The organism is Sphingobium sp. SYK-6 (assembly GCF_000283515.1).
GTDB lineage: Bacteria > Pseudomonadota > Alphaproteobacteria > Sphingomonadales > Sphingomonadaceae > Sphingobium > Sphingobium lignivorans.
On record NC_015976.1, the window covers coordinates 3,040,495 to 3,054,420 of the forward strand.

A 13,926-nucleotide genomic window follows, 5' to 3' on the forward strand; every position below is an offset into this window, starting at 1 on the left:
ATGACAACAGGGAAGTTTGGCCGCAGGCGTCGCATCGGCGCGCTGCTGTGCCTGGGCATGCTGCCCATGCACATGCCGGCGCACGCGGCGGAGATCGACACATCCACAGCCGAGCGGATCGGGCGACTGGACCATGAGCTCTCCCGCACGGAGGGATTGCGACAGGCGAAGCGACTGCAGATCGCCTACAGCCATTACGCGCAATTCGGCCTGTGGAACGAGATGGCCGACCTGTTCGCGCGGCAAGGCGAACTGGTGGTCGGCACGGACAAGGCCAAGGGGCGCAATGCCATCCTCGCTTATCTGCGCCAGCATTTCGGCGGCGGGCGCATGGGCCTGCTCCCCGGCGAGGTCGCCACGCGCATGCAGCTCACGCCGGTCATTTCCCTCGCGCCGGACGGGCGCAGCGCGAAGGGGCGCTGGCACGAAGTCTCCATGCTCGGCAAGGCGGGCGGCGAGGCGCGCTGGGAAGGCGGCATCTCCGAGAACGACTATGTGCTGGAGGATGGCGTGTGGAAGATCGCACGCCTCCATCTCTACCCCATGTATGCCGGCAGCTACGAGGATGGCTGGCGCAACATCCAGGACGATCTGCCCGTCGTGCCTTTCCATTACACGGCGCGGAGCGCCGGCATCCCCATCCCGCCCACGCCCGCCGGCACGCGGATCGATGCGGCCCCGACGGATCAGGCGGCCGCCCTCGCCCGCCTGCGCGAGATCGAGGCGCGGCTGGCGCGGCTCTCGGCCGAAGATGCCGTCATGCGGCTGCAGAATGCCTATGGCTATTATGTCGACCAGAAGATGTGGACCGATGTCACCGACCTGTTCGCGAAGGACGGCACGCTCGAGATCGCCGGCACCGGCATCTACCGGGGCGAGCAGAGCATCCGCCGCTCCTTCGGAAACATCGCGTCCAACGGCCTGCTGAAAGGCGAAGTGAACGAGCATCTGCAGATGGAGATGATCGTCACGGTGGCGCCCGGCGGCGAGGAAGCCTGGGCACGCGGTTTCCAGCTCGGGATGCTGGGCCAGAACCATGTCGGCGGCTGGTGGACGCAGGCGATCTTCGAGAATCATTATGTCCGCGAAGGCGGCCTCTGGCGCATCAAGGCGATGCGGCTCTTCCCCAGGCTGCGCTCCGATTATTATCAGGGCTGGACGAAAAGCCAGTTGCCCGAGCCGGTGCCGGCCAAGGGCTATGAGCCCGATTCCGCCTCGACCATCACGCTCCCGGCCGGGCAAAGCTGGATCCCCGCCTTCAATTATCCCAATCCCGTGACCGGCAAGGCGGCGAGCTATCCAGACGGCGCGACCGTGCTGGGCGTAGCCCCGCAGGCAGCCAAGGCTTCAGCCGGCGAGGCGGCCACGGCGCCCGGCGGGATCGATGCCGCGCATCTGGATCGCCTCGAAACCGAACTGGCCCATGCGCGCGCGCGGGACGGGGCCGAGAATATCTCGCACGCGTTCGGCTATTATCTGGACGATTTCAACTGGGACGGATCGAGCGCCCTGTTCGCGCGGACAGGACGGCGCGGCAAATATCAGGTGGGCTTCTATGTCGGCCCGGAACGCATCCGCACGGCCGAACTGACCCAATATGGCCCGCCGCGCACGCCGCGCAACTTCATCCAGATCCATCTGCGCATCCAGCCCGTCATCGATGTCGAGCCGGGCGGCCTCGGCGCGAAGCTGCGCACGCGCCTGTTCTCGTTCAGCAGCCGCAATGACGGGCCGGGCAGCTTCCAGAGCGGCATGTATCCCAATGACAGGATCGTGCTGGAGGACGGGGTCTGGAAATTCCAGCACCAGTCCATCGACGAGCTGTATTTCCGGTCCGACGGCTACAAGAATGGCTGGGCGAAAGTGCCGGACCCCAACCCCAAGCAGTTCGCGCCCGATCGCACGCCGAGCGTGATGGACAAGCTCCGCGCCGCCTATCCGCCCGACGTGGACATTCTCGACATGGGCATCCGCGCGGTCGGCTTCGGGCCGGGGCCGGAATTCATCGACTTTCCGAACGTCAAGCCGATGTGGTTCCATTATGCGAACCCGGTGAGCGGCCGCCTGCCGCCCAACTACTGCCCGAACCATTCGACCTGCTATCAGGCAAAGCCGCTGTTCGAGGATCAGGCTCCCACCCGATAAAAGGATCGGGCGCGGGCACAAGGCCCGCGCCCGCAACGGCTTGCGCCGGACCGGATGGCTTTCACCATCCGGCCGAAGACAGGGCTCATTTCTGGGTCGGCATCAGGAAATCGGCGCCCGCGCTCGGCTCCACCGGCCAGCGGCTCGTGCTGGTCTTGAGGCGCGTATAGAAGCGCACACCCTCGGGCCCGTGCATATGATGATCGCCGAACAGGGACTGCTTCCAGCCGCCAAAGGCATGGAAGGCCATCGGCACCGGGATGGGCACGTTGATGCCCACCATGCCGGCCTGCACCCGGTGCAGATAATCCTGCGCGGTCCGGCCGTCCCGCGTGAAGATGGCTGTGCCGTTGCCGAAGGGATGCGCATCCACCAGCGCCAGCGCTTCCTCGAAGCTTGCGGCGCGCACCACGGAGAGGACGGGACCGAAAATCTCCTCCTGATAGATGCGCATCTGCGGCGTCACATGATCGAACAGGCTCGCGCCGATGAAATAGCCATTCTCATGCCCGGGCAGGGAGAAATCCCGCCCGTCGAGCAGCAGTGTCGCGCCTTCCGCCACCCCGGCGTCGATATAGCCGCGCACCTTGTCCCGGTGCTGGGCCGTGATGAGCGGCCCCATGTCGTTCGCCGGATCGCTGCCCGGGCCGATGCGCAGCGCACGGACGCGCTCGATCAGCTTCGCGACGAGCCGGTCAGCCGTTTCCGCGCCCACCGGCACGGCCACGGAAATGGCCATGCAGCGCTCACCGGCCGAGCCATAAGCCGCGCCGATCAGGGCATCGGCCGCCTGATCGAGATCGGCATCGGGCATGACCACCATGTGGTTCTTCGCGCCGCCCAGCGCCTGCACGCGCTTGCCATGGCCCGTGCCCCGCCTGAAGACATGATCGGCCACGGGCGTGGAGCCCACGAAGCTGATCGCCGCGATATCCGGATGGTCGAGCAAGGCGTTGACGGCGACCGCATCGCCATGGACCACGTTGAACACGCCGTCCGGCAGGCCCGCCTCCTGCAACAGAAGCGCCAGCTCCACGCCCAGGGTAGGATCGCGCTCGGACGGCTTGAGCACGAAGCAATTGCCGCACCCCAGCGCGACCGGGAACATCCACATCGGCACCATCGCGGGGAAATTGAACGGCGTGATGCCGGCGACCACACCGAGCGGCTGGCGGAAGGAATGCGCCTCGATGCCCCGGCCGACCTGGGCGCTGAAATCCCCCTTGAGCAGTTCGGGTATGCCGCAGGCGAATTCCACCACTTCCAGCCCGCGCTGGATCTCGCCTTTCGCATCCGTCACGATCTTGCCGTGCTCGCGGCTGATGATGGCCGCGAGCCGGTCCATGTTCTGCTCGATGAGATCGCGGAACCGGAACAGGACGCGGGCGCGGACATGGGGCGGGGTCGCGGCCCATTCCGGAAAGGCCGCTTTCGCGCTCGCCACCGCGTCGTCCACGGTCGCGACATCGGCAAGAGCCAGGACGCCCGACTGGAGGCCCGTCGCGGGATCGAACAGGGCGGCATGGCGCGGCGCGCTATCCTTGCGGAACTTGCCGTTGATGAAATGAGTGATCTCGGCGGTTTCGGTCATTGTTGCCTTTCGGTCAGCTTGCCTGACGCTTGAAGAAATCGAGCAGGGCCTGGTTGAACGCGGCGGGCCGCTCCCAATAGGCCGAATGCCCGCATTCGGTGAGGATGGTCAGCGCGCTTCCCGGGATGGCGGCCTGAAGCTTGCGCGCGATCGGCGGGGGCGAAATGAGGTCCGCGTCGCCGTAGATCAGCTGGGTCGGAACGGTGATCCGCGCCATGGTATCGAGCGAGGCCACAAGGCCCGCCGGCTGGTTGACTTCCGGATTGTCCCCCCGCGAAAGGTCATGCAGTTCGTTCCAGCGCGCATGGCCCGCGCGATTGGTGGCGCGATAGGAAGGACTGAGCTCGCGCAGATCGTGGGCAAGCGCGTTCCACCAGGCCTCGTAAAGCCAGGGCACCAGCGCCCGCACCTGCGGATCGGCGACGGAGACGATCGAGCAGGCGATGGTCAGGCTTTTCAGGCGTTCCGGCTGCGCCAGCGCGAAGCCTCCGGCCAGGAAGCCGCCGGCCGCCGTGCCGACAAGGTGAAAATCCCGCAGGCCGAGATGGTCGACCAGCATCCGCAGATCCTCGACCCCGGTGCCGGGCGCCGCCGGATCGACCGGGCTTGAGCCGCGATGCCCGCGCCGCGAATAGCCGATCACACGGTAGCCCGCCGCGGACAAGGCTGCCTGCTGATAGCCCCAGACATGGCCGCTGCCGGTCGCCGGGTGGAGCAGCACGACGGCCGGCCCCGCCCCGCCCGTGTCCCAATACCACAGATCGACACCATCGAGCCGCGCGACGGCCCCGGGAAGCGTGACCTCCATGGGTGGCAGATCGGGCTGCGGCGAGCCGGTCACATAATGCGCCGTACCGGCTCCGCCATCGCGGGTTGCCGCGCGCGCGCCGGTCAACGCCGCTCCGATGCCGGCCGTGCCCATCGCGCCGCCTGCGAGAAGGAAGGCGCGGCGATTCCAGGAAAATTCGTTCATCTCCGCCTCCCGGATGAGCGGGCAATCCCCTGCCGGCTCCTTCTTCCGGCCTTGCATCGGGTTCTCATAGGCCTTCGACTTCCCCAAAAAAGCGGAGGCCTCGCCCGGCGAGGCCTCCATGCGATCCATCATGCGCCTCAGAATTGCTTCCGGAGCGTCAGCGCCCATTCGCGGGGCACGGACGGCTGCGCATTCGTGTTGGGGAAACCGAGGCCCGAATAATCGAGCAGGCTCACATAATAGAATTTGTTGAAGACGTTGGTGACCGCCAGCGAGACCGAGAAATCATGAACCTCGTTCTTGTAGGTCAGGCGTGCATTGAAGAGCGAATAAGGATCGGCGATCAACTCCCGGCGGGCCGCGCTGAAACTGATGGCACCCTGATAATACCAGTCGACGCGCGGGGTGATCGTCCCCGCCAGCGCGGGCACCTCGGCCTCATACTGGACACCGGCACTGGCATTCCATTCCGGCACGCCGATGAGGCGATCCGTGACGCGACTGAGCGCCTTGAGGTCAGGAGAGTCGAACTTGGCATAGCCCAGCGAACCGTCGATCGTCAGGCCATCGACCGGCTCGGCCCGCAGCTCCAGCTCGATACCGTAGACCTTGCCCGGCGTATTGGTGGCATATGTGCGAGGCACGCATGCAAAGCCCGGTACGCCCGCACTGATTTCCGCCGGGGTGCGCGTGCGGCAGCGCGTGGAGCCGGCAGGACCGCCCGGCAGCGGCTCGGTCACCTGCGTGCCCGGCAACGGATTGCCCTGCGGATCGAGCTGATATTCCGAGCCGCTGGTGGAGGTCGTGCGCTGCTTGTAGTCGGTATAGAAGGCCGCACCGTTCAGACGGAGCCGGCGATCGAAGAAATCACCCTTCATGCCGAACTCATAGGCCACCAGCTCATCGCCCGGCGTCTGGTAGATCTGCGAAGGCTGGAAGGGACGCGAGTTGAACGAAGGCAGGCGGAAGCCCGTGGCGGCCGAAGCATAAGCCAGCAGCGAATTGTTCAGCTCGTAGCTCAGGCCCGCTTTCCAGTCGAACCGCTTGGTCGAAAGCACCTGATCGAAGACGATGTCGTTCGTCGGCACCTCGTCCTGGCGATTGTCGAACTGCAGCGGCTTGCTGTCGTCCGAGTAGCGGCCGCCCAGATTGATGCCGAGGCGATCACCGAACGGGCGCAGCGTGACGTTCGCGTAGATGGAGTCGTTCTTCGGCTGGTAATAGTCGTTCCGGTAGCGCTGGAGATTGGAGAAGGGCGCGATGATGACGCGCCTCTCATTTTCATCCGCGCGATAATGGAAAGCGCCGACAACCCAGTCGATCCAGTCCATCCGGCCGGCCAGCCGTGCTTCGAGCGTGTGCTGGGTGTGCGTGGTCAGATTGCGCGTCAGCTCGACCGTCAGCGGCGACTGATCGACATCGAACGTATAGCCCACGCTCACGTCGCGATAACCGGCGATGAAGGTGAAATCGATCTGGTCGGTCAGGCCGTAGACCAGCTTGCCGGTGACGCCCCACATCTTGACCGGGTTGATCGGCTCGTAGCCAATGCCGCCGCGACGCACCGAGCCATTATAGAAGGTGCCGGGAATGACCGTGCCGGAGGGGATCGCATCCCGATAGGTCGCGTAAGTCTTGTAGGGATCGCCCGTGACGAAACGGGAATCGTAGATGAACGGCGTTTCCCCGGGGACGGAGAAATAGGCCCCCTGCCCGGCAAGCCCCGGATTGCTGATGGAGCGGCTCGCATCCACCGAAAGGAGCTGGTCCGGCTGCACCGGGGACGTGTCATTGCTGTAATCGCCGATCAGCGAGATTGCGAGATTGTGCGCCGGCTCCCATTTCAGGGCGCCGCGCATCCCGTAAGCCCGCGTGCCGCCATTATGGCCCACGACGCAACTGTCCGGATCATTGCTGGCGGGCGCGATATTCTCGCCCACGAGGAAGGGCAGATTGCCTGCCAGCTCCGGCGTGCCGCGACGGATCATCTCGCAACGGAAATCCAGCCGCTCCTGGAACCCGCGCTGGTTCTTGGAGAAGCCCGAGACGCGCAGGGCGAGCGTATCGGTCAGCGGCACATTGAAGCCCGCCCGCACGTCAAAGCGCTCGCGGATGCCGGTGGTCAGCTCGACATAAGCGGAGGTATCCTGCTCCGGCTCCCTGCTCACCAGATTGATGGCGCCGGCAAGGGAGTTGCGGCCAAAGAGCGTCCCCTGCGGCCCGCGCAGGACCTCGACATGCTGCAGGTCCAGCAGATCGAAGATGGAGCCGTGGATCAGCGGATAATAGACATCATCCACATAGAAGGCGACGCCGGGCTCCTGAGAAACCGCCGTATCGGCCTGCCCGATGCCGCGCATGAACGCCGAGAGGCCGCGGCCATAAGCGCCACCGGTCTGGCGGAACGTCGCGTTCGGCACGATCGCGCCCAGATCGGCGCTGGATGTGATACTTCTCTGCGTGAGGGTTTCGGCCGTGACCGCGGTGATCGCGATGGGCACATCCTGCACATTGGTCGCCATCTTCGTGGCCGTGACGATGATATCGTCCGGCATCGCGCGGGACGCTTCCTCCTGCGCCATGGCTGCGCCGGAAATGGCGAGCGACAGCAGCGATGCCGACGCGAGCGTGACCTTCTTCATATACCCCTCTCCTGATTCATGTTCTGATTGCTGAAAACTGGCTGCGTTTTCCGAGCTTCTGAACCAAATTGGATCAGCCGGCGGCCAACGCTCAAATCTGAATGACCTTGGTACCCGCCTCCCGGGTGTCGCCTGAGCGCGCTGAGCCGCGACCATGATGTCGCGCTCAACTCGCTCGGGTCGATCTATTGAGAGACCGCACTATCCGTTCGAAAAAACCGCAGCAAATCCAAATGTCGCTTATCTTCTGTGCAAAATCGCACAACCGGTTGAGCGCCTCAACGCTGGCAAGCCCCTGGTTGGGGCTCGATCCGGGATCCCCGCTGCCTTGAAGATCGCCGGGATCCAGACGGTTTGGGCAAGCTGGAAGGAGCGGGGTCCCGGATCAGGTCCGGGAAGACGTCGTCAAACAACGCGAGATGGGGGGGCCGCCATCGCCTCGGGATTTGCCCACGCCGCCCCGGGGCCGGGACAGGGCCGGTCCGTCAGGCCGAGCGTCTTTTCAGGAAATCCAGGATCGCCTGATTGAACAGGGCCGGCCTTTCCCAATAAGCCGAGTGACCGCATTCGGGGAGCACGACCAGCTCGCTTCCTTTCACCGTATTGGCGAACAGCCGGGCGACCGGCGGCGGCGTGATGAGATCGGCATCGCCGGAAATGAACAGGGCCGGCATCGTCAGGCGTGCAATGGCGGCCACTGTGGCGGGCTCCCCGGCCGGCTGGTTGCCCGGGGGATGATCCCCGCGCGACTGGGCATAAAGCGACTTCCAGAGCGCTTCGCCTTCCTTGTTGATGCCGCGATAAGAGGGGCTGAGCTCCTGAAACTCATGGGGAAGGCCCTTCCACCAGGGCTCCCTCACGGACGGCATGAGTGCGAGGACCCGCGGGTCCGCGGACAGCAATGTGCAGGCGAGCGTGACGGTGCGTACGCGCGCAGGCCAGGTCAGCGCGAAGGAAGCAGCGGTAAATCCACCCGCCGCGCTGCCGACCAGATGCGCGCGCTCGATCCGCAGATGGTCCATCAGCTGACGCAGATCGTCCGCGCTCGTCCCCGGTCGCTCCGCATTCATGGCGGACGATCCGCGATGGCCCCGCCGCGAATAGCCGATCACCCGGTATCCCGCCGCGGCAAAGGGGGCCTGCTGGTAGCCCCAGACATGACCGCTGCCGGTGGAAGGATGCAGGAGGATGATGGCCGGCCCCGAACCGCCCGTGTCCCAGTACCAGAGATCGAACCCGTCCAGCCGGGCAAGCTGCGCAGGGGCCGTCAGCTCCGGCGGGAGAGGCTCGGGCTCCAGCGGCGCGACATCGAACGTGCAGCCCCTGGCAGGCGCCGCTTCGGCCCGCTCGCCGCCCAGCAGAAGGGCAGCCCCGCCGATTCCTCCCGACAGGATGACTTTGCGACGGCCTGGCTGGAACATGTCCATTCTGTTTCCTCTCCCCTGCGTGCCGGGCTGCGTGCCGGGCGTTTCTATCGTGGGATGCGGCATCCCATCCCCGGTTGATAGCCACGCTAGGCGCTCTACTCCACGCCCGAAAACAGGAAAAACGCGGACAATCCGTGCTGGAATGCACGACATGGGCGCACCGACACCCCCTCGACTGCACCCCTTGCACGCGGTCCCGGGACTGTCCGACGACCTTCCCCTCAGGCTACCAAACCGACCGTGCCGCGCTCGATATGGCCGGACGCGTCCCGAATGACCGGCCTGCCCGCGCGATTCCCGCAGACGACTGCTCCCCGTGCCGCCGGCACGCGATCGGCAACTATGCACAGCTACTCCGCATCAATGCCGCAGGCCTTCACAGGGCCGAGTGGATATATGCCGCCAGGAACACCGAGGTCGGGACGCAAGTCATCCGGTTGACGGCCGCGAGCCGCTTCCCGAATGACGATCGCCAAAACAGACCGAGGACAACAGGAGAGGACGTCCATGAATTCGCGACCCGTGCGCTGCATGTTTTCCAGGAAAGCCAACGGCATCCCGTCGGCTTCCGTGATTGCCTTGACCGCCGCCCTTGCCGCCGCCCTGCCATCCGTGCCGGCGATGGCGCAGGAAAGCGCCGCGCCCCAGGGGGCCAGCGAGGAGGCTGATCCCGGGACGGTGATCGTCACCGGATCGCGCATCAAGCGCAACGGCTTCAACGAACCCACCCCGGCCACCGTGATGAGCGGCGAGCTGATGGCCAACCTCGGACAGGTCAATATTTCCGAGACGCTCAAGCTGATCCCGCAGAACTCGTCCTTCCAGTCCGATGCCACGGCCGGCACGACGGCCGGCGCGAATGTGGGCGCATCCTTCGCCAATCTTCGCGGCCTCAATCCGTTCAACGGTACACGCACGCTCACGCTGGTGAATTCCCGCCGCTTCATTCCCACGTCGGACGGCGGCGCGATCGACCTCAACATCATTCCCTCGGCGATGATCCAGCGGGTCGAAACCGTGACCGGCGGTGCTTCGGCGGCCTATGGCTCGGATGCCATCGCCGGCGTCGTGAACGTCATTCTCGAGAACAACTTCCAGGGCATCAAGGCGCAGGTCGATTATGGCCAGACGACGCGGAACGACGGCAAGAGCTTCCACGCCTCGCTGATGGGTGGCACGAGCTTCGGCGACGGACGCGGGCATTTCGTGGCCGGCATCGAATATCAGAAGAATGAAGGCATCGGCGATTGCGCCAAGGTGCGCCTGTGGTGCGCGGAAAGCTATGACATCTTCGTCAATTCCAACTCGATCCTGCCCGGCACGACGGCGCGCAGCGGCTTCAACATCCCCGGCTCGCCCACTTACGGCCTGCCCCATTATGTCATCGGCCCGGACTCCAAGCAGGCCTATAACGAGCCGCGCGGCGTGCTGCGCAATCGTGGGCCGGCGCCGGTGCAGGCCCGCAACCTGCGGTTCAACGAGGACGGCACGGCGGTGGTCCAGTTCGACCCCGGGCGCTTCGTCGGCGAGGCGCAGATCGGCCCGCGGCAGGGCGGCGACGGCGTCTCGACCTATGACGACAGCGACATCCAGACACCGTTGCGGCGCTGGGTCGGCTATGTCTACGGTCAGTACGACCTGACCGACGCGCTGCAGGTGCAGACGGAGTTCACCTATGCGCGCCGCACCGCCTCCAGCACCAACGCCGTGGTGCCGCCACGCTCGACCAATTTCTTCAACGCGGACAACGCCTTCCTGCCCGAGTCCGTCCGGACCTTGCTCAACGGCGCGCAGTTCAGCTTCGGCAAGGATATGGACGGCCTGCTCCAGGCCTATAACGAATCCGACGCCACGGTGTTTCGCGGCCTTCTCGGCCTGTCCGGCCCGCTGTTCGGCGACTGGACCTGGGACGCTTATTATCAGTACGGCCGGAACGACCGCCACCAGCAGCGCACCGGCACGCGCGTCAACACGCCCTTCATCTATGCGACGGACGCCGTGGACGAAGGCCTGGTCAAGACGGGCGTCGCCAATGGCAATATCGTCTGCCGGGAACTGACCAAGGCAAACCCCGATCCCCGCGCGCAGGGCTGCGTCGCGCTCAATCTCTTCGGTCTCAACAATGCCGATCCCCGCGCGCTCGCTTATGCCTACCGGCCAGTGATGCAGGACTTCAAATATAACCAGCATGTGCTTTCCGGATCGGTGCAGGGCACGATCTTCGACGGTTGGGGCGCAGGCCCCATCTCCGCCGCGGCCGGTGCCGATTATCGCGTGGAAAGCGGGGACGTGTGGCATGGCGACATCCCCGATTATAATGACTATGCCTTCACGTTCGGCCTCGATTATGCCGGCGAGATCAAGGTGCTCGAAGGGTTCGGCGAGCTGAATGTCCCGGTGTTCCGGGATTCGGCCATCGGCGACCTGCTCGAGCTGAACGGCGCCATCCGCTATACCCGCAATCACGCGAAAAACAGGGACAGCGGCGAGCAGAAGACCTCCGGCACGACGAGCTGGAAAGTCTCGGCCGTCTATGACGTGATCCCGGATTTCCGCATCCGCGCGTCACGCTCGCGCGACATTCGCGCGGCGGGCTTCCGCGAACTCTTCCTGCGCAACGTGCCGACGGAGCCCTGGTCGACCAGCGGCATCGTCAACAACTGGTGGCTCAATCCCGTGGCCTCGCAGACCGGCAATGACGGCACGCCCATCCTCAATGGCGGCAGCTTCGCCCTGACTCCCGAGAAGGCGGACACGACGACGTTGGGCGCGGTGTTCCAGCCGCGCTTCGTGCCGGGCCTGCGCTTCTCGGTCGACTGGTACCAGATCAAGATCAACGACGCGGTCACGACCTTGCCCGGCCAGCGCATCGTCGACTTCTGCCACCAGTTCGACATCTTCTGCGATCGGATCACCTTCGCCGGGGCAGACCGCAAGGACATCACCTTCATCGATGCCCGCCAGGTCAATCTCGCCAAGCTCGAGGTGCGCGGTATCGACGTGGAGCTCGATTATCGCCTCAATCTCTCCGACATCGCATCGAGCTGGAATGGCGCGCTCAATTTCCGCATCCTGGGCAATCACCAATATGATTTCATCAGCCAGGCCAACCCGGCGGCCTCGCCACGCGATTATGGCGGCCAGTCGGGTCCCGTCGTCGATGGCGGCGACTTCAACCCGGCGCCGCCGTGGATCTGGAATGCGTTCCTCACTTACGACAATGCCGGGTTCAACACGACCCTCACATGGCGGCGGATCAGCCAGGGCATCTACAATGTCGAGCGCATCGGCCCGGAAGATGACGGCTATGACCCCACCCAGCCCAACAGCATCAACACCAACCGCGTGAAGGGCGCGACCTACTTCAACCTGGCCATGTCCTATCGGCTCCCGTTCGGCCAGTCGGACGCACGGCATATCGAGCTGTTCGCCTCGATGGACAATATCTTCGACCGCAAGCCTCCCGTGGCGCCCGGCGGCGGCGGTGGCGGCGGGTCCAACTACCCGACGAACCCCGTCTATTTCGACACGTTCGGATCGAAATGGCGCGCCGGCATCCGGGTTCGCTACTGATCGCGGATAGCAGGCCTGTCGAAAGGGGGCCGGGGCATCGAAATTCCGACGTGAATTTCGGTGCCCCAAGCGGCGTGGACAGATTCGCGGACTGTGAGGGATACCGAAGCCAGCTTTTCAGTCTTTTCGTTTGTCATCCCGGGCTCGACCGGGATGACGTCGTTCGTGACGATATAGTGCGCCGTCATGGCCTCGCCATTGGCAGCTTGATCCTAAATGCAGGCTGTCCGGACCCCGATGACTTAGGAGATGGTCTCCTCCTCCCACATCGTCATTCCCGCGCACGTGGGAATCCAGTTACACCCCGGCGCTTGGGCGCGATGTTTCAGCTGGATTCCCGCGTGCGTGTAGTGTTTCGGATGGTTGGCATGAAGCCTCTGGGGTAGAGAGAGGCATGACGTGGCTGAGGAGTCGCGGACTATGCTGATCAAGCTTCACCGGAATGCGACCACGACCCCGCGCCAGCGGGCTTATATCCAGGCCAGCGACAAGAGCGTTGCGGACCTGGCGCGTGAACTGGGCGTCAACCAGAGTTGCATCCGCCGCTGGAAAGGGCGGCGTGATACGATGGACCGGCCATCAACACCCCACCGCCTGATGACCCGCTTCTCAACCGAGGAAGAGGATATCGCAGTCGAACTGCGCTCCCGCCTTGCCCTCTCGCTCGACGATGCACTCGAGGTGATGCGCCGCTGTCTGCGCGCCGATATCTCCCGCGCCGCTCTCTACCGCCTGTGGCGTCGGCATGGCATCGCTGCCCCGCGCACCAGCGATCAAGGCGCTGGCGCAAGCCTGCCCTTCGATCCTGCACCCTTCGGCTATGTCCATGCCGATCTCAAGCATCTGCCCCGCCTGCTCGGCAAACCAGCCTATGTGCTTGTCGTCATCGAGCGGGCAACCCGCTTCGTCCATGTCGACATCCTCGATGATCGCAGCGCCGCAACCCTCGCTGCCGCCTTCGAGCGCTTCCTCAAAGCCTTCAGCCATCCCGTCCACACCGTGCTGACAGATAATGGCAGCGAGTTCACCGATCGCTTCGGTGGCGCCTACTGGGGCAAACGCAACACCGGAACAGGCCGCCATGCCTTCGATCAGGTTTGCGCCGCCCATGGCATCAAGCACAAGCTCACACGGCCCTATCATCCCCAAACCAACGGCATGGTCGAGCGTTTCAACAGACGTATCAGCCAGGCCATCGCCGCTCACCCCGCAAACAACCAAAATGCAGGCCGAAACCACTTCTCTTCACATCAGGAGCGCAACAGCTTCATCCGACAGTTCGTCAATAACTATAACCGAACAAGACTGCGATGCCTCGCATACCACGCCCCAGCGCAACAACTTGCCATCCTCACGAAACACAACACGTGCGCGGGAATGACGGAAGGTCGGAAAAACACGGTATGTGTCCCCGCCGCCGAGGCCCCTTCGGCCGCAGCCTCACAACGCGCCATCGTGCCGCTGCGGGCGACTAACCTGGATCAGTCATTCTCCCGGCTCCTATTTTCCGGCCACGCGTTGCCTGTTCAACCCGATCCCGGAACGCTGACGGCCTGCGCCGCAGCATGAACATGG

Annotated in this window: 7 protein-coding genes; 3 read left to right on the forward strand and 4 right to left on the reverse strand. The window is 64.7% G+C overall.

Going from position 1 to position 13,926, the window contains the following annotated elements; all coding sequences use genetic code 11:
• Window positions 1-2,145, forward strand: a complete 2,145-nt coding sequence (locus SLG_RS13925) for a nuclear transport factor 2 family protein (RefSeq protein WP_014077130.1) — start codon at window positions 1-3, stop codon at window positions 2,143-2,145.
• A gap of 85 nt (window positions 2,146-2,230) precedes the next feature.
• Here the strand turns inward: SLG_RS13925 and SLG_RS13930 are convergent, their stop codons facing one another.
• The 4 genes from SLG_RS13930 to SLG_RS13945 form a co-directional block, all read right to left on the reverse strand.
• Complete coding sequence (locus SLG_RS13930) at window positions 2,231-3,736, reverse strand: CoA-acylating methylmalonate-semialdehyde dehydrogenase (RefSeq protein WP_014077131.1); 1,506 nt, start codon at window positions 3,734-3,736, stop codon at window positions 2,231-2,233.
• Window positions 3,737-3,749: 13 nt separating this feature from the next.
• Window positions 3,750-4,709, reverse strand: a complete 960-nt coding sequence (locus SLG_RS13935; protein ID WP_070098796.1) for an alpha/beta fold hydrolase — start codon at window positions 4,707-4,709, stop codon at window positions 3,750-3,752.
• A 137-nt stretch (window positions 4,710-4,846) separates the two neighbouring features.
• Window positions 4,847-7,351 carry a TonB-dependent receptor gene (locus tag SLG_RS13940; RefSeq protein ID WP_014077133.1) on the reverse strand — a complete coding sequence of 835 codons (2,505 nt, stop codon included), beginning with the start codon at window positions 7,349-7,351 and terminating at the stop codon, window positions 4,847-4,849.
• Between the two features lie 485 nt (window positions 7,352-7,836).
• Window positions 7,837-8,772 carry an alpha/beta fold hydrolase gene (locus SLG_RS13945; RefSeq protein WP_231848680.1) on the reverse strand — a complete coding sequence of 312 codons (936 nt, stop codon included), beginning with the start codon at window positions 8,770-8,772 and terminating at the stop codon, window positions 7,837-7,839.
• A 513-nt stretch (window positions 8,773-9,285) separates the two neighbouring features.
• Between SLG_RS13945 and SLG_RS13950 the strand changes: the two genes are divergently transcribed.
• Window positions 9,286-12,351: a TonB-dependent receptor domain-containing protein gene (locus tag SLG_RS13950; RefSeq protein WP_041392051.1), complete on the forward strand. Its 3,066-nt coding sequence runs from the start codon at window positions 9,286-9,288 to the stop codon at window positions 12,349-12,351.
• Window positions 12,352-12,771: 420 nt separating this feature from the next.
• Complete coding sequence (locus tag SLG_RS13960; protein ID WP_014077136.1) at window positions 12,772-13,920, forward strand: DDE-type integrase/transposase/recombinase; 1,149 nt, start codon at window positions 12,772-12,774, stop codon at window positions 13,918-13,920.
• Window positions 13,921-13,926: the final 6 nt, after the last annotated feature.